The 16,205-nt window shown below is 62.5% G+C and carries 13 protein-coding genes and 1 tRNA gene; 5 read left to right on the forward strand and 9 right to left on the reverse strand.

The features are described 5' to 3' along the window. Positions 1-60 precede the first annotated feature (60 nt). From F0P96_RS00800 to F0P96_RS00810, 3 genes are all read right to left on the reverse strand, one after another. A complete protein-coding gene (locus tag F0P96_RS00800) occupies positions 61-1,926 on the reverse strand; it encodes a T9SS type A sorting domain-containing protein (protein ID WP_151076849.1) in 1,866 nt (621 codons plus the stop codon). Between the two features lie 155 nt (positions 1,927-2,081). Next, positions 2,082-2,867 carry a PASTA domain-containing protein gene (locus tag F0P96_RS00805; RefSeq protein ID WP_151076850.1) on the reverse strand — a complete coding sequence of 262 codons (786 nt, stop codon included), beginning with the start codon at positions 2,865-2,867 and terminating at the stop codon, positions 2,082-2,084. 77 nt (positions 2,868-2,944) lie between these two features. Next, on the reverse strand, positions 2,945-5,647 hold the full coding sequence (locus tag F0P96_RS00810) for a D-alanine--D-alanine ligase family protein (RefSeq protein WP_151076851.1): 2,703 nt from the start codon (positions 5,645-5,647) through the stop codon (positions 2,945-2,947). Between the two features lie 284 nt (positions 5,648-5,931). Here F0P96_RS00810 and F0P96_RS00815 point away from each other — a divergent pair, with 284 nt between their 5' ends. Then, positions 5,932-7,119: a phosphoglycerate kinase gene (locus tag F0P96_RS00815; protein ID WP_151076852.1), complete on the forward strand. Its 1,188-nt coding sequence runs from the start codon at positions 5,932-5,934 to the stop codon at positions 7,117-7,119. 71 nt (positions 7,120-7,190) lie between these two features. Here F0P96_RS00815 and F0P96_RS00820 read toward each other — a convergent pair whose 3' ends face one another. From F0P96_RS00820 to F0P96_RS00830, 3 genes are read right to left on the reverse strand one after another with little or no spacing between them, the layout of a single operon-like run. Next, a complete protein-coding gene (locus tag F0P96_RS00820) occupies positions 7,191-7,535 on the reverse strand; it encodes a hypothetical protein (protein WP_151076853.1) in 345 nt (114 codons plus the stop codon). A gap of 51 nt (positions 7,536-7,586) precedes the next feature. Further along, the gene (locus F0P96_RS00825; RefSeq protein WP_235917334.1) at positions 7,587-8,750 is read right to left on the reverse strand and encodes a site-2 protease family protein; all 1,164 of its coding nucleotides are present in this window, start codon (positions 8,748-8,750) and stop codon (positions 7,587-7,589) included. Next, on the reverse strand, positions 8,722-9,390 hold the full coding sequence (locus tag F0P96_RS00830; RefSeq protein WP_151076854.1) for an HAD family hydrolase: 669 nt from the start codon (positions 9,388-9,390) through the stop codon (positions 8,722-8,724). Before F0P96_RS00830 ends, F0P96_RS00825 begins: the two co-directional genes overlap by 29 nt. 90 nt (positions 9,391-9,480) lie before the next feature. Between F0P96_RS00830 and F0P96_RS00835 the strand changes: the two genes are divergently transcribed. From F0P96_RS00835 to F0P96_RS00850, 4 genes are all read left to right on the forward strand, one after another. Beyond that, positions 9,481-9,557, forward strand: a tRNA-Ile gene (locus tag F0P96_RS00835). Positions 9,558-10,058: 501 nt separating this feature from the next. Beyond that, complete coding sequence (locus tag F0P96_RS00840; RefSeq protein WP_151076855.1) at positions 10,059-11,225, forward strand: zinc-dependent alcohol dehydrogenase; 1,167 nt, start codon at positions 10,059-10,061, stop codon at positions 11,223-11,225. A gap of 13 nt (positions 11,226-11,238) precedes the next feature. Then, positions 11,239-11,799, forward strand: a complete 561-nt coding sequence (locus tag F0P96_RS00845; protein ID WP_151076856.1) for a hypothetical protein — start codon at positions 11,239-11,241, stop codon at positions 11,797-11,799. Positions 11,800-11,896: 97 nt separating this feature from the next. After that, positions 11,897-12,517 carry a TMEM175 family protein gene (locus tag F0P96_RS00850; protein ID WP_151076857.1) on the forward strand — a complete coding sequence of 207 codons (621 nt, stop codon included), beginning with the start codon at positions 11,897-11,899 and terminating at the stop codon, positions 12,515-12,517. A 416-nt stretch (positions 12,518-12,933) separates the two neighbouring features. Here F0P96_RS00850 and F0P96_RS00855 read toward each other — a convergent pair whose 3' ends face one another. From F0P96_RS00855 to F0P96_RS00865, 3 genes are all read right to left on the reverse strand, one after another. Continuing rightward, positions 12,934-14,184 (reverse strand): 5-(carboxyamino)imidazole ribonucleotide synthase, encoded by a 1,251-nt coding sequence (locus tag F0P96_RS00855; protein WP_151076858.1) that lies wholly within the window; start codon positions 14,182-14,184, stop codon positions 12,934-12,936. Then, positions 14,181-14,714, reverse strand: coding sequence for a 5-(carboxyamino)imidazole ribonucleotide mutase (purE, locus tag F0P96_RS00860; RefSeq protein WP_151076859.1), 534 nt, complete (start codon positions 14,712-14,714; stop codon positions 14,181-14,183). The genes F0P96_RS00855 and purE overlap by 4 nt, the downstream gene beginning before the upstream one ends. 184 nt (positions 14,715-14,898) lie before the next feature. Further along, positions 14,899-16,176, reverse strand: coding sequence for a dihydroorotase (locus F0P96_RS00865; RefSeq protein WP_151076860.1), 1,278 nt, complete (start codon positions 16,174-16,176; stop codon positions 14,899-14,901). Between the last annotated feature and the right edge of the window lie 29 nt (positions 16,177-16,205).

The raw sequence follows: 16,205 nt of genomic DNA on the forward strand, positions 1-16,205 counted from the left end.
GCTGCGCCAAGCGAAGAAAGGAAATTGTGGCTACACCACCAGCGCCGCGGCGACTAACAGCTATTTTTCCAGCAGCAGGCGGTGCGTGCTTACCGATGCATCGGGCAGCGTGAGCTGCAGCAGGTACACTCCCGGCGTGAGCTGCCGCAAATCGAGCGACGATTGGTCGGCTTCGGCCAGTGGCTGCTGCCACACCACCCGGCCCAGGGCGTCGAGCACCCGGGCTTGCTGGTAGCGGCCGGCCACCTGCACTAGGCCGTGGCTAGGGTTGGGGTACACCTGGGGAGCATCGGCAGCGGCGGCGCGGCGGGTGCTGGTGACAACGCCCGACATGACCGCGCGCAGCATGGGCGCTCCGCGCAGTTGCGCAAACGGCGCCCAGGTGCCTTGGATGTTGCGCCAGAAAAAGCCCGCCGGCACTTTCGAGTTCAAATCGAGCCCGAAGCGAATGAACTGCGAGGTGGCAATCTGGCCGTAGCCGAAGTAGCACGTGCCGCTGACGGGCACGGGCTGATCGAAAGTGACATCGAACCACTGACCGGCCGGCACGCTGGCCGGCAACTGGAATGCTTTGACGGCTTTGGGCTGGGCCGCGGGCTGCCCGCCCTGGTCTTCCCATACCGCAGCCGTCAGCGAAAAGCCGGAAACGAGCGGTTGGGTGAGGTAAATGCGCAGGGCCGTAATCTGGTCGGCGCGGTTGAGCACCAGGCGGTAGGCGCGGTAGGAGGTAGGGCCAGTGGTTTCGGTGATGCCGTCCACCGCCTCGGGCGTGCCGTCGTCGAAGGCGTAGTAATTGCTCAGCACCGCTTCCCGCGACACCGTGTCGTTGGGCAGGGTGCGGGCGGGCGGCAGCGGGCCGGTGGTGCCCAGGAACATGCTGTAGCGCACCGTTTGGGCCGCCGCTGGGGTCGACAGCGGCGCGTTGCGGGCCGAGCCTTGCAGGGGCTGACCGATGACCAGCGGGGAAATGACGTCGTTGCGGGGGCTAAGGAAAAAATTGACCGGACCGCTGGGCCGTTGCTGCACGGTGCCGCTGATGATGTAGGGCGTGGGCGCCGGGCCGGCGTCGAGGTTGTTGACCGTCGTCGCCACGCTGTCGTTCAGCTCCAGCGTGGGGTTGGCGGCGGCGTTATATTGCCACGTCGGCAGCGACGAATACCGCTTGAAAAAGGAAGTCAGCTGCTGGCCCAGGGCCACGTCGCGGTAGGCGGTGTTGTTGATGTCGCGGCCGGTATCGAGCAGCACGTAATCGACGCTCCAGGAATCCTGGGTGGTGGCTTTGCGGCCGGAACTGCGGAAACGGAACTGAAAGTTGGCGTGGAAATACTTGGCGTCGTTCACCGCAACAAACTGCTGCTGAAACGCGGTGCGCACACCCGTGCTGCGCTGTTGCCACACTTGCGTCCAGCGGCCGGTGTTGTCGAGAAACTCCAGCTGCAGAAACACCGGCACGGTGCTGCTGAACGTGTTGGGCGCGCCCACGATGCTGCCGGCCTGCCAGTAGAAGCTCAAATAGGTGTTGCTGCCGACGGCTAGCCCACCCAGGTTGATGGGCTGCGACGTGAGCGAATCAGTAGTGCCGAAGCTGGACGTGCTGCCGTAGGGCGCCCCGTTGGCGTCGATGCCGTCGAAGGTGGCCACACCTTTGGTGGGCTGGGCCACGGCAAAACGGTTGTTGATGAGTGTGCCGCCGCGGGCTTCCCAACGGTCGGCCACCGGGTTTCCTTCACGCTGCGCGGCAAAATCTTCGAAAAAGGGCAAAGCCAAGGCCGCCGGGCGCCGGGCCGTGGCGGCAGCAGGCCGGGCATTGGCGGCGCGGGCGGGGTCAGCAGCCAGCGGCTGCGGGCCGTCGGGGTGCTGGGCCTGGGCGGGCAGCCAAGCGACGAGCGAGAGAAAAAGCGCGCGAAACAGTAACCGATGGTTCATTGGCGGAAAGTTACGTAACGGCAAACGAGCCACGAGGCCAAAAGATTTTCGCCGGCACCGAAAAAAGCCGCACCTGCCTGCTGCCTAACAACAGCACCGCCGCCCAACGCAAGTCGGGCGGCGGTGCCAGTGAGACTCAGAAACGGCCGGAGAAACTACCGCACCGGCTTGATGGGCTCTTCGCCCGCCACCCACAAATCGACCAGCTGGCCGGTGCGGATGGTGGCGCCCTGCACGGCCTCGGGCCGCTGCTTCACCACCGTGCCTTCGGTCTGGCCGGCTTCGGCGGGTTGGTAGAAAATTTCGCCCACCTGCAGGCCCTGGCCGGCCAGCAGCGTGGTGGCTTCGTCTGCGGGCGTGTTCACCAGGTTGGGCACCGGGAATTCCTGGTTGCCCTGTCCGTCGCCCACTACTAGGTCTACCCGCGTGCCTTTGGCAATGGGGGCACCGGGGGCTATTTCCTTGCCGTTCACCAGCTGCTTGAGCACGGCGTTCTGTGCCAGGTCGGGCACCAGCTGAATCTGGCCCACCACGAGGTCGTAGCTTTTCAGAATCATTTGGGCGTTTTTCACCGAGCCGTCCGTCAGCTTGGGCATCTTGATGACCGGCGGGTTTTTCATGGCCACCGAGATGTAAATCTTGCGGCCTTCTTTCACCTTCTCGCCCGGCTTGGGGTCTTGGGTGAGCACCGTGCCGGGGCGGGTGCTGGCATTGTAGCTGCTGTCGTCGACGAAGTACGCCAGGTCCCGCTCGTCGAGGTAATCCTCCAGGTCGGCCATCTGCATGCCCGTTACCTTCGGCACCGGAATGGTTTCGCCGTGGTTGGTGGTGATGGGCAGGTACACGAAAAAGAAGCCGAACAGCAGCAGCAGCGACACCACGCCAATCACCAGCAAGTGCTTGACGAGGTCGAACCAAGAATCAGATTTCAGAAAAGCCATTGATTAGAATTGAGAAGGTAGAGCTGAGAGCTTAGAAACTGACGCGAGCGAGAAGGAAAGGAGCGGGCCAGCCCAATCTAGCTTCTAAGCTCTAACTTCTCACTTCTGCTCTTGCCGTACTCCAGAATGCGGTCGATGAAGTCGTAGGGCGTGTAGCCGGCCAGCGCCGTTTGGTGGAAGATGCAGGTGGCGGGCGTCATGCCGGGCAGCGAGTTTACCTCGATGATAATGACCTCCACGGCCCCCGTGTCGCGCACCCGCACGAAGGCATCAATGCGGGCATAGCCTTCGATGTTGAGCACCTCGGCCACGCGGTGCAGCACCTGCTTCACCTCGTCCGAAATGCGCTGGCGTTCGGCAGGCTCCGGGGCGTAGCGTGCGGGCGTGATGTTCTGCCCTTCGCCGGCCAGGAATTTCTCTTCCAGACTCAGCACCTCGCCCGTGGCCAGGGCTTCCGAGGCTTCGAATACTTCGATGTCGCGGCCGCCGTCGGGACGGCGGTGGGTGAGCAGGCCACCCGTTATTTCGAGGAAGTGCCGGGCACCGTCGCGCGAAATCAGCGTTTCGACCAGGAACACCTCCTTGCGGGGAAATTCCTCCTTGAAGCCCAGGCTGAGCGTGCGGGCGGCATCCTCCAGCAACTCTTCCTGGTCGCGGAAAATCAGGCGGCTGAAAGCTTCCAGCTCGGCGCGGTTTTTCAGCTTCTTCACGGCCGAAGAGCAGCCGTCGTCGGCGGGCTTGGCAATGAAGGGGTAGGGAAACTGCGCTTCCAGTTCCTGGTAGAACCGCTCGGTGTCGGCTTCCCACTCCAGGCGGGCGGCCAGGCGGTGGTCGGCCACGCGCAGGCCGGCGTCGCGCAGGCGCTTGTTGGTTTCGAACTTGTTGATGGTGATGCTGCTCGACTGCACGCCCGAGCCGTTGTAGGGCAGGCCCACGCGCTCCAACTGCTGCTGCAGGGCGCCGTCTTCGCCGGGGCGGCCGTGCAGGGCAATAAACACGGCGTCTACGCGCTCGGCCAGCTGCTCAAACGTCAGCTTTTCGGGCACGGCCACCGATTCGGCGGCGTAGGTGCTGGTAATCTGCGCGGCCTCGTGGCGAATGCGCTCCAGCACCGGGTGCGGATCGTGGCCGGCCCCGTAGTGCTCAATTTTGTCGCGGATGTCGTCGGCGTTGTCCTTCAGCATCACGTTCACCGGCAGCACGTGCAGCTGGTAGTTTTCCGACGAGCCCGAGAGGAACACCGGCACCGGCTGGTACTTGGCCGACGACGAGAGCTTCTCGTAGATGTTGCGCCCGCTTTCCACCGAAATGTGCCGCTCCGACGAGTAGCCACCCATGATGACGGCCACCTTGGTGCGCGGCTTCTGCTCGTGCTGGCGCCCGGCCACGGCCTCGTCGAGCTGCCGGAGCTTGCGGCCCAGCTTCACCGGCTGCAAGCCCGCGCGGCGACGCGCAGCCAGCGAGGTGCGGATGAGGTAGGTGAGGAACTGCGAGGGGTTCAGCCCGATTTCGGCGGCCTGGTGGAAAAAGAACGAGGCCGGCAACATGCCCGAGGTGGTGTTCGGGTCGTTGAGGAAAATCTCGCCGCTGCTGGTCAAAAAGCCATCCAAACGGGCGTATACCTGGAAGCCGAAGGTGCGGAACAGCTGTTCGCACTGCTCCCGGATGCGCTGAATGTCGGCTTCGGGCAGGTCGATGGGCGTGATTTTGCGCGAGAGGCCGGGCAGGTATTTCGAGCGGTAGTCGAACATTTCCTCGCCCTTCACAATCTCCGTCGGCGGCAGGGCCAGGGGGCGGCCGTCCACGTCTTCCACCACAATACAGGAAAACTCGCGGCCTTGCACGAAGGCTTCCACCAGCACCTGCTGCTCGCCCTGGGTGTTGGTCAGGCGCACGGCGTCTTGCAGCGTGAGCTTCTGGTCGAGGGCGCGCAGCAGCTCGTCGGGGTGGTAATACACCTTCTCGTCATCCGAATCGAGGATGACAGGCAGGCCGATACCGTCGCGGATGTCGGTCAGGTGCTGGGCCCAGGCCACGCGGTCTTGCGGGCCGAGGCGCTGCCACTCGTCTTTGGTGAGGGTGCGGCGGAACAGGCTGCGCTCCACGGCGGTGGCAAACTTGGCTGGGTCGGCTTCGCGCAGAATGCTCACGCCGATGCTGGAGCCCTGGCGCGGCGCTTTCAGCACCAGCGGCAAGCCCAGCTCCTTTTGCAGGTACGCCAGCAGCGCAGCCGGGTCGGCCGCGTCGAACTCGTCGGCCGTGAGCACACGGAAGGCGGGCGACGGGAGGCCGAGGGCGTGAATGAGGGTCTTTTGCGCGATTTTGTCGATGCCGAACGCCGAGGGCAGAATGCCCGAGCCGGAGTACGGAATGCCGTACCATTCGAGCAGGCCCTGGATGGCACCGTCTTCGCCCGCGGGGCCGTGCAGGGCCAAGAAGGCGAAGTCGATGAGGCCGACCAGCTCGTCGGGGCGCAGGCGGCGGCCCACTTCCCCGATGATGCGGTCCTGCTCGGCTTGGCTTAGCTCGCCGAGGCTTTCGAGGTACACCTGCAGCTTGTGCTCGGAGTCGGGCAGGGCCGACACGGGCGGGTAGAAGTCGCGAATGGTGCCCTTGTAGAGGTACTGCCAGTCGAGCAGGATGAAGTTGCCGTGGCTGTCGACAAAGACCGGAACGGCCTGAAACAGCGACTTGTCGAGGTTATCGTAAACCGTGCGGCCGCCCGCAAAGGATATTTCCCGCTCACGCGACGGGCCGCCGAAGAAAATGCCAATTCTCATACTGGGGCAAAGGTAGGCAGATTTCGAGCGGCTCGGCACACCCGGCCAGCCGCTCCGGCGCCTAACAACCGTGCCGGCCGAAACGTTACGATTTGCGCTGGTGGAGGTAGCCGGGCTATTCCCAAACAACAGGCGCCTGCACGGCTGCCTCGGGCGTGTCAGCGGAGGTGAAGTACTGCGCAAACCTCTCTCTGCGCGTCAAAAGACTCCTGCGAAAGTCGGCTTAGGGTAAACGGCCGCGTATGCTACCTTCGCGCCGTAGCGTTTCACCCATTCCCCTCTTCATGCAAACCCTCGATCAGTACAACTTCGCCGGCAAAAAAGCCCTGGTGCGCGTCGATTTCAACGTGCCCCTCGACAAAGACTACCGCATCACCGACGACACCCGCATTCGGGCGGCCACGCCCACCATTCGGAAGATCTTGGCCGATGGCGGCAGTGTAATTCTGATGTCGCACCTGGGGCGGCCCAAGGGCGGACCGGAGGATAAATACTCCCTGCGTCATCTGGTCAATCGGCTGAGTCAGGAATACGGGGCGCCGGTGAAGTTTGCCCCCGATGCCGTGGGCGCCGAGGCCCTGCAGCTGGCTCAAAGCCTGCAGCCCGGCGAGGTGCTGCTGCTCGAAAACCTGCGCTTCCATCCCGAAGAAGAGAAGGGCGACGCGGCCTTCGCGCAGCAGCTGGCCCGCCTCGGCGACGTGTACGTGAACGACGCCTTCGGCACGGCGCACCGCCGCCACGCTTCCACGGCCGTGGTGGCCGAGTCGTTTCCGCAGGCGCGGGTGAGCGGCTACGTAATGCAGGGCGAAATCGACAACGCCCGGAAAGTGCTGGAGCACGCCGAGCGGCCCTTCACCGCCATCATGGGCGGGGCCAAAATTTCCGACAAAATCCTCATCATCGAGCAGCTGCTCGACAAAGTCGACAACCTCATCATCGGCGGCGGCATGGCCTACACCTTCGCCAAGGCGCAAGGCGGGCACATCGGCTCGTCGCTGCTGGAAGCCGACAAAATGGACCTGGCCCTGCGCCTCATCCAAATGGCCGAGGACAAAGGCGTGAACCTGCTGCTGCCCGGCGACTCCCTCATTGCCGACAAGTTTTCGAACGACGCCAACGTGGACGTGGCCAGCAACATGAGCATTCCCGACGGCTGGATGGGTCTCGACATCGGCCCCGAAGCCCGGGAGCAGTTTGCCCAAGTAGTGCGCAACTCGAAAACCATTCTCTGGAACGGCCCGATGGGCGTTTTTGAAATGAGCAACTTCTCCTTGGGTACCGCCTTCGTGGCCCGCGCTATTGCCGAGGCCACCGAAAACGGTGCCTTCAGCCTCATCGGCGGCGGCGACTCGGCCGCGGCCGTCAACCAGCTCGGCTTCGCTGACCGGGTGTCGTACATCTCCACCGGCGGCGGCGCCCTGTTGGAGTACATGGAAGGCAAGGAGCTGCCGGGCGTAGCAGCTCTGGGCTAAAAGCCATTTTGATAATAAGGAAACGCCCCGCTGGCTTGGTAGCCGGCGGGGCGTTTTTGTTGGGGTAAGTTTTAACTGGGCAGCGCCTCTTCCTCGTCGGGGCGGCTGTAGAGGTTGATCCAAACCAATTGGCGGAAGAAATTGAACGTCTTGGCGCATTCGGGGTCGTCGGCGCAGGCGGTGCCTTTGGCGTGCTTCACAAACAGGTCGCGGGCTTCGTGGTCGGGCAGGTGCGCGAGGCCTCGCACGTAGTTAGCCTCGGCCTTGGGCAGCGCGCCGTGCCCGATGAGGTCGTCGGGTGAGGTGGTGTCGTGCACGTCGCGGTGGCTGAGGCCGGCTTCGAGCATACGGCCAGCAATGCGTTCGGCCAAAGACCAGCGGTATTCGGGGGCGTGGATATCGGGGGACGTGGGCATACCCGGTGGTACGCGGCCGGCCCGTTGGCGTTACTTGCTACGCCGGCTTTTTTACCGAAACGGCGACGGGGTGAAGCACAGCACGAACACCGCCAGCATCAGCCAGCCCAGAATTTTGCGGCCGGCGGTCAGGGGCCGCTCGTCGGGGGCGGGCGGGTGGTAAATGCCCGTCAGGCGCCCGAGCAACAGGCCGAATACCAGCCAACCAGGGTTGCCCTGCACGTGCGGAAAAGCGGTTGAAACCGCCAATTGGGCCGCCACCATGCCGCCTACCAGCATGAGTGTGCGGCGCTTGCCGGGCAGCACGCGGCCCAGCACCCAATACAGGTACAGCAGGTACACCGGAGCTCCGTAGAGCAGCTCCTGCCGCGACGAATTCAGGGTGAACAAGCCCAGACCCGCGTAGAAAATAAAGAACAGAAACAGCACCGGCGAGACGCGGTTGAAGCGCCGGTAGCCCAGCAAGCCGTAGAGAATATGGCCGCCGTCGAGCTGGCCAATGGGCAGCAGGTTGAGCGCCGTGAAAAACAACGACAGCAGGCCCGCCAGCAGCAGTGGGTAGTGCATCAGCTCGTTGGGGTGAGGAATGCGGGCCGGGTCGGCTAGCCAATACTCCAGAAACTGGTACAGCAACGGCCGGCTTAGCGTCAGGCCCTGATGGGCCTCGTGGGATGAATAAATGGCTAGTTCTGCTGGCGGCAGGTTCAGAAAGCCATATATCAGCAGCGGCACAGCCACCAGGAAGCCCGCCAGCGGGCCGGCAATGCCCACGTCGAAAAACTCGCGCCGGGCAAAAATCTTTTCCTTGATGCGAATGACTGCGCCAAACGTGCCGATGGAGTTGATGATGCCCAGGAAGAAAGGAATGTAGTAGGGCAGCGTCACCCGGATGCGGTTGCGGCGGGCCACGAAATAATGGCCGAACTCGTGCACCGTAAGCACGCCTAGAAACGGCAGTGAAAAACACAGCCCGCGCAGCATTTCGGGTGCGGTGAGGCCGGGCTTGGCAAAGGTGAACTTGCCGGTCATCCACTCGGCCCCGGCCAGGGTGGTGGTGAGCAGCGTCACCAGAAACAGGCTTGTGTGCAGCAGCACCGTGCGCCAGAGCGGCGGCTCGGGCCGCTCGTAGCGGCGCCAGTAGGTGAGAGGCCGCAGCAGGCGCAACCGCGGTGGCGTGGACGAGGCGTCAGTGGGCGGAAAGCTCGGAAAAGGCACGGAGGGCGTCGGGCAAAGCGGCGGTGAGGGAGAGGGGCGGAGCCAGGAATAGCGTGTGCAGCCCCAGGCGCCGGGCCGTTTCAATGTGCTGAAAACTGTCCTCGATAAAAAGAGTTTCCTCTGGCCGCCAGTTCATTTCGCGCAGCGCGTGCCGAAATATTTCTTCGCCCGGCTTGCGCAGCCCCACTTCCTGCGAGTAGAACACGCGGTCGAGCACGTCGGCAATGCCGTGCGCGAAGCCGTACTGCGACTTCAGCTGCGCGTTGATGGTGTTGATGTGGATGGCGTTGGTGTTTGAGAGTAGCGCCGTTTGGTGGCCCTGCGCCCGCAGTTCCCGAATCAGCTCCAGCCGTTCCAGCGGCACGTCGAGCAGCATGGCGTTCCAGGCCGCGTCCAATTGTTCGTCGGTAGCGTGGTGCAGGTTGTAGTGGCGGCGCAGCCCGCTGCGGAAATCTTCCGGACTGAGGCGCCCGGTTTCCATATCGTCGAACAATTGCGCCTGCGCCTGCTGCGTGAATTCGATGGTGGAGCCCGCCGGGCTCAGGGCGCGCATGGCCTCTAGGGTGCGCTGGTAGTCGATGTTGATGATGACGCCGCCGAAATCAAACAGCAGGTTGGGCAAACGATGCAGAGCAGGCATAGGCAGAAAAGCTTGGAATTGCAGCCGCGAAATTCGAAGTTTGCACTGCCGAAACCAACCGCCCTATCAAGTTGCGGACCGTTTCAGGCCGGGCCTATAGCTCAATCGGTTAGAGCAGCTGACTCATAATCAGCAGGTCGCTGGTTCGATTCCAGCTGGGCCCACCAAACCGGCCTTAACGCGTTTTCGTGTTAAGGCCGGTTTTCGTTGGTGGTTAGTAGCTGAAAGAAAGGAGATTATATCAAACATGGCTTGGACGCGGCCGGCAAGGTTTGGTTGCAGGAGAGAGCCAAGCCGGCCGAAGACTTTGGTTGTAGGCGCGGATGGGTAAACGTTCAGTACCAGCCCGTCAGCGGGCCGCCACAAAGCCAGCATCTTGCTTCGTGGCGGCCCGCTGACGGGCTTTTGCCCACGCCGTGCCTGGCTGGTACCTAGGCGCCCGAAAGCGTGTTTCAGCCCATGCTCGGTGGCCGCTAGCAGGGGCGATGGGTTGCGGCTTACACCTAGCGTACTGCCCAAGTGACGTAGGGCAGGAAAATATACGCAGCCAGAATTACGGGTTTGTTGGGGCACAAATAGGTAGTAAACTGAGAGTCAGAGGGTGGAGCGAAGTGTATACCAATAAGTTCAAAAAAAACTTCGAATGTTTCACCTTCAAGCCTGCGCTTATGTTAGCCATGAACTTTCGGGGGCCCTTCCAGATAAGGGCGGACCGTAACCGGCCCGAGCCGGAAATCAAGCATCCCATGGATGCCATTGTCAGGGTCACCAGATCTTTGATTTGCGGCTCCGATCTGCACCTGTATCATGGCATGGTGCCCGATACCCGGGTGGGCATGACCTTTGGCCACGAGTTTACCGGCATCGTGGAAGCCGTGGGCTCCGAGGTGCAAAAACTGAAGGTAGGCGACCATGTGCTGGTGCCGTTCAACATTGCCTGCGGCAGCTGCCCGCATTGCAAGCAGGAGCTCTACGGCAACTGCCACGAGGCCAATCCGGAAGCCACGGCCGTGGGCGGCTTCTTTGGCTACGCCCACACGGGCGGCGGCTACGACGGCGGCCAGGCCGAATACGTGCGCGTGCCCTACGCCGACGTGAGCCCCACCATTCTTCTGGAAGGGATGGACCTGGAAAATGCGGTGCTGCTGACCGACGTGGTACCCACCGGCTACCAGGCGGCCGAGCAGGCCGGTATTCAAAAAGGCGACACCGTGGTGGTGTTTGGCGCCGGCCCAATCGGGCTGATGGCGGCCCGTTTTGCCTGGTTTTTCGGCGCCGGCCGCGTCATCGTGATTGATGAATTGGATTACCGCCTGGAGTTTGCCCGCAAGTTTTCTTTTGCCGAGGCCTACAACTTCCGCGAAATGAACGACCCGGTGGTCTTCCTGAAAAAGGCCACCGATTATTTTGGCGCCGACGTGTGCATCGACGCGGTGGGCTGCGAAGCGTCGGGCCATGCCTGGCAAACGATTTCCGGTAAAAGCCTCCTAATGCAGGCCGGCACGGCCACGGCCTTTCACTGGGCGGTCAATTCCGTCAAAAAAGGCGGTATCGTGTCCATTATCGGGGTGTACGGCCCGCCCTGGAATCTCGCGCCCTTGGGCAGCATCATGAACAAAGGCTTGACCATCCGGGGCAACCAGGCCTCGGTCAAGCGGCTGCTGCCCAAACTGATTGACCACATCATGAGCGGCCGGATCAATCCCAAGGAAATCATTACCCACCGGTTTCCGCTGGAAGAAATACCGGATGCCTACCGCATGTTCTCCAAAAAGCTGGACAACATCATCAAGCCCCTGTTGATTCCGTCGCGCGCCAACGCTTCGTTCGCTTAACCCCCTCATGCTCATGAAAAACGCATTGGAAGACCGCATTGCGGCGGGGCAGGACCGCATCATCGCCCAGCGCAACATGGCCCGCGCCGCCGACATACCCGGCTGGGGCCTGGATGCCGACCCGGACAACGACCCCACCTACCCCATGAAGCACAGCAACGGGGCAGACCACGAGCGGCTCAATTACGAAAAGGCTCCCCAGCAGCCGCTGGACATGGAAATTCTGCATTCCATCGAGCGGCCCGGCGTGACGCGGGTGTTCGGCACCTCGACGCCGCCCATCGGCCTGAGCGGAGCCATCCGGCGCTTTGCCTACAAGTACAGCGAAGCCACCGCCACGCACTGGATGACGCTGATCCTGGCCGACCGCGTCGACACCATTCAGGGCAAGTTGACCGATTTAATGCACGGCATTCTTCCCAACCCCTGGGTCGAGCGGGGCTGGCGCGCGGAATGGAAGCATAACCGCGCCGGCTTTATTGGTCGGACAGCGACGACGGCGCTGCTGCTAACGGCCGGTATCCTGCTGCTGAAAAGGAAAAAGAAGAATAAGTACCAGTTGAGCAACAGGTAGCCAACAAAGCGTCAACCCCAACACGGGCGGCACCCCGTTGGGGTTGATGCTTTATTGGTTTTTTCTATCATCAAGGACTTGCTGTTGAAAAACGCGTATGCACAACCATCGACCAACGGACCGGCTTGAATATTTCAGCGACGCGGTTTTGGCCATAGCGGCCACCCTGCTGGCTACCGAACTGCCTAAGCCCGAAACGGAAACGGGCTTGCTGCAGGAGCTTGGAAGACTCTGGCCCCATTATGCGGCCTTCGCGGCGTCTTTCCTGTTCATCTGTATTGCCTGGTCCAACCACCATAACATGTTCATTTACATCAAGCAGACGGACCAGTACCTGCTTATCCTGGATATTCTGTTTTTGATGTTCGTGACCCTGCAATCCTTTACCACCGGCCTATTAGCGCGTCACATCGGCCAACCGGACGAACGGACGGCCGCCCTGATCTACCACGGGACCTTGGTGATGATGACCTTGCTGTATAATTGTACCTGGTGGTATGCCATCAGCAAGGATGAACTGCTGGAAGACGATACCGATAAAAGGCTCATTCGTCTGCTGACGAAAGAATATGCCATTGCGCCGGCGCTGCACCTGGCGGCCTTGGTCATATGTTTGTGGAGCGTGCCGTTTAGCATCGTGCCCGTTGTGCTGTTATACGTCTATTTTGCCCTGCCTCGGTTTGGGGAAAAAAAGGTACAAGAGCAGAGTCATGCCTGATGCCTTCCCGCGCCGGCGCTTCGGTTGGAACTGCCGAAGTACGGGGGCGTAGCGGCCGCGGTGGGGACAGAGTTAAACGCCTTTAAAGGCTGCAATGGCTTCTAAATCTTAGTGTTATTAGTCTGATAATGCACTGTTTGGAACCACAAAAGCCCTGTTTCCAGCCTGGAAACAGGGCTTTTTTAGAGCGCGTTTGGAATTTTAGGATTTGGTCATGCTGAGCTTGTCGAAGCATCTTTACCGCTTTATCTGCAACGATTCAACGAAGCGGTAGAGATGCTTCGGCAAGCTCAGCATAACGGCCTAGAGTCCTTTTTACGCTCTTATTTATAGCTCCACTTTTGCCAACGAGCACCTGCTATTCAGCAGACCTAAGAGCAGTGGATACCCACTTGGGCAAGACCAGATAGCGGCATCTAAATGTCGTTCAGCCCCGGCAGGCCAAGCCAGCCAGCAGCGCGCCGCGCCACGGTTTTGACGCTGTCGACGTCCGGGCCGGTGATGGTCAGGTGGCCCATCTTGCGGCCTATGCGCGCGTGCTCCTTGCCGTAGAGGTGTAGGTGCGTGCCCGGCAGGCTCAGCACGGCCTGCCAGTCCGGCTCACGTCGTTGTCCGCTGGCGTCAAGCCACACCTCGCCCAGCAGGTTGAGCATAATGGCCGCGGAATGCTGGCGCGGCTGCGGCAGGGGCAAGCCCGCCATGGCGTGAACCTGCAGGTCAAACTGCGACGCGTCGCAGGCGTCCAGGGTGTAGTGGCCGCTGTTGTGCGGGCGCGGGGCCATTTCGTTGACCACCAAGCCGCCGTGCGCGCTGCCGTCGTCCACCACAAAGAACTCGACGCACAGCACCCCGACGTAGCCCAGATGCTGCGCAATAGCTACGGCCGCCTCGCGGGACCTGGTTGCCAGGGCGGGCGGCATATTGCCTTCGTAGGCGTGAGTCACGGCCAAAATGCCGTCGACGTGCACGTTGCGCTGCGGGGCGAAGCTGACCACTTGTCCGTCCCAGCCGCGCGCCACCAGCACCGAGCACTCGGCGGTGAGCGGCAGCATCTTTTCCAGCACGCAGGCCACGCCGCCCAGCTCCGCCCAGGCGGCACCCAGTTCCTCGACGGTTTTGACGCGGACCTGGCCCTTGCCGTCGTAGCCCATGCGGGCGGTTTTCAGGATGCCGGGCAGTAAATCCGCCCGGTTGGCCAACACATCCTGCAGCTGGGCCGGCGTTTCAATCACCGTGTAGGGCGCGCAGGTCACCCCCGAAATGTCGGCGCAGGCCGTGAAGTGGGCTTTTTCCTCGATGCGGTTTTGGGCAATGCCCACCACGGCCGCGCCCGGTGCTACGGCGCGGGTCTGCGCCAGCGTCTGCAGGGCCTGAGCCGGCACGTTCTCAAACTCGGTGGTAATGGCCTGGCACAACTGGGCCAGCTGCGCCAGCCCGGCCGGGTCGTCGTAGGCGGTCTGGATGTGGTGGTGACTCACCAAGCCGGCCGGGCTTTGCGCGTCCGGGTCCAGCACGGCGGTAAAGTACCCCAGGCGCTGGGCAGCGTGCACAAACATCCGGCCCAGCTGGCCGCCCCCCAGCACCCCCAGCGTGGCCCGCTGGCCAGCAGTGTCCACGCTGCCCGGAAAAATGGGAATCGTCGTTGCAATGTCAGTCCCTTCGCTCATACCGGCAGTTCCATTGCGCGAGCGGCCTCGGTTTGTTCGGCGCGAAACGCCTGCAGCTTGGCCGCCAGGTCCGCATCGTGCAGGGCCAGCATGCTGACGGCAAACAGCGCGGCGTTGGCCGCCCCGGCATCCCCGATGGCAAACGTGGCTACCGGCACCCCCTTGGGCATCTGCACGATGCTGTGCAGCGAGTCCACCCCCTGCAGATGGCGGCTGGCCACCGGCACCCCCAGCACGGGCACCGTGGTTTTGGCGGCCATCATGCCCGGCAGGTGGGCGGCCCCACCCGCCCCGGCAATGATGGCCTGCAGGCCGCGCGGGCCGGCTTGTTCGGCGTAGGCAAACAAGTCGTCGGGCATGCGGTGGGCCGACACCACGCGCGCTTCGTGGGCCACGCCAAAGCGCGTGAGAATCTGCACGGCGTGCTGCATGGTGTTCCAGTCGCTGCTGGAACCCATGACCACGCCGACCAGGGGCTTGTCCGGAGCGGTGCCGAGGCTCGGGGTGTCGGAGGAGGGAAGGGTACTCATAGTAAGCTTAGTAAACGGGGCTGGGCATCCCCGAGTGGGCAAAATAACGTGGTTTCAAGCATGGGTGCGGCCCCAAAACCGCGTTCGGACAGCATAGTCCTTTAGGCCGTCATGCCCCGACAGGCGGACGCCAGATGGAGCATGACGTTCTTCTTCGCGCTTTATAGTTAGGCACAATTACCTGTTAGCGCTCCAGCAGGATTTCCGCGCCCAGAATCACCAGGTCTACCCGGCCTTTCAGCGTCTGGTCGATGAAGGGCGTGTTCTGGGATTTGGACTTCATGAACTCCTTGGTGAAGGTGGTTTCGGCTTCGGTATCGAACAGCAGACACTCGGCGGGCTGGCCGACTTCGATGGTGGGCACCGACAGGCCCATCAGGCGGCGGGGCTCGGCCGAATAGCGCTTCACCACCAGGTCCCAGCCGAATTTCTCGGGCCGCACGAAGTAGTGGTAGAGCGACACCAGAGCCGTTTCCAGGCCGGTGATGCCGTTGGGCGCGCTGATGAAGTCCTGGGCTTTTTCAAACGGCGTGTGCGGGGCGTGGTCGGTGGCAATGAGGTCGAATACGCCCTCCTTGAGCCCTTCGAGCAGCGCGTCACAGTCGGCCTGCGTGCGCAGGGGCGGGTTCATTTTGTAGTTCGTGTCGTAGTCGCCGATGTGCTCGTCGGTGAACAGCAGGTGGTGCGGGGCCACTTCCGCCGTCACCTTCACGTCGCCGCGGGATTTCCACCAGCGGATGGTTTCCATGCCGAGCTTGCTCGACACGTGCTGGATGTGAATATGCGCGCCCGCCGCCCGGGCCAGGCGAATGTCGCGGTCGATGATGATTTCCTCGGCGCAGGCCGGTGAGCCTTTGATACCGAGCCGGTAGCTCATCACGCCTTCGTTGAGGGCGCGCGGGCCGGCCAGCTCCGGCACCTCGCAGTGGCTGGCGAAAAACATCCCGAACTCGGTGGCGTACTGCATGGCCCGCAGCAGCACCGCCGGGTCGTTGGTGGTATCCCCGTCGTCGGTGAGCATTTTCACCCCGTGCAGGCGCATGCCGTCGATTTCGGCCAGTTCCTTGCCCTCGCGGTTCTTGGTGACGCAGCCGGAGGTATACACCGGAATGCGGGACCGGAGCTTGGCATTGTCGAGCACGGCCGCTACCACCGCCGCCGAGTCGATGGCCGGGCGGGTGTTGGGCATCATCACCACGCCGGTCACGCCGCCGTTGATGGCCGCTTCGCTGCCCGTGGTAATGGTTTCCTTGTTCTCAAAGCCCGGGGCGCGGAAATGGACGTGGGCATCAAACATGGCCGGCATCAGGATCCGGCCGCGCGCGTCGATGACGCGGGCGCCCTCGGGCACGGCCAGGCCCTGGCCGATGTCCTGAATTTTTCCTTCGACCATCAGGACGTCGCCCTCAGTAAGTTCGGGTGAATGTTCGGAGGCGATGCGGGCGTTTTGAAGGAGAAGCATGGAGTGATGAGTGCAGTAAACCGGCAAGG

It is taken from the genome of Hymenobacter busanensis (genome assembly GCF_008727865.1).
GTDB classification, from domain to species: Bacteria; Bacteroidota; Bacteroidia; order Cytophagales; family Hymenobacteraceae; genus Solirubrum; species Solirubrum busanense.

What these genes read in the sequence shown, in the direction of transcription:
- F0P96_RS00855 (WP_151076858.1), bottom strand. Translation starts at nt 14,184, where the DNA reads ATGAGCGAAGGGACTGACATTGCAACGACGATTCCCATTTTTCCGGGC.
- F0P96_RS00830 (WP_151076854.1), bottom strand. Translation starts at nt 9,390, where the DNA reads ATGCCTGCTCTGCATCGTTTGCCCAACCTGCTGTTTGATTTCGGCGGC.
- F0P96_RS00865 (WP_151076860.1), bottom strand. Translation starts at nt 16,176, where the DNA reads ATGCTTCTCCTTCAAAACGCCCGCATCGCCTCCGAACATTCACCCGAA.
- F0P96_RS00845 (WP_151076856.1), top strand. Translation starts at nt 11,239, where the DNA reads ATGAAAAACGCATTGGAAGACCGCATTGCGGCGGGGCAGGACCGCATC.
- F0P96_RS00840 (WP_151076855.1), top strand. Translation starts at nt 10,059, where the DNA reads ATGTTAGCCATGAACTTTCGGGGGCCCTTCCAGATAAGGGCGGACCGT.
- purE (WP_151076859.1), bottom strand. Translation starts at nt 14,714, where the DNA reads ATGAGTACCCTTCCCTCCTCCGACACCCCGAGCCTCGGCACCGCTCCG.
- F0P96_RS00820 (WP_151076853.1), bottom strand. Translation starts at nt 7,535, where the DNA reads ATGCCCACGTCCCCCGATATCCACGCCCCCGAATACCGCTGGTCTTTG.
- F0P96_RS00815 (WP_151076852.1), top strand. Translation starts at nt 5,932, where the DNA reads ATGCAAACCCTCGATCAGTACAACTTCGCCGGCAAAAAAGCCCTGGTG.
- F0P96_RS00800 (WP_151076849.1), bottom strand. Translation starts at nt 1,926, where the DNA reads ATGAACCATCGGTTACTGTTTCGCGCGCTTTTTCTCTCGCTCGTCGCT.
- F0P96_RS00810 (WP_151076851.1), bottom strand. Translation starts at nt 5,647, where the DNA reads ATGAGAATTGGCATTTTCTTCGGCGGCCCGTCGCGTGAGCGGGAAATA.
- F0P96_RS00850 (WP_151076857.1), top strand. Translation starts at nt 11,897, where the DNA reads ATGCACAACCATCGACCAACGGACCGGCTTGAATATTTCAGCGACGCG.
- F0P96_RS00805 (WP_151076850.1), bottom strand. Translation starts at nt 2,867, where the DNA reads ATGGCTTTTCTGAAATCTGATTCTTGGTTCGACCTCGTCAAGCACTTG.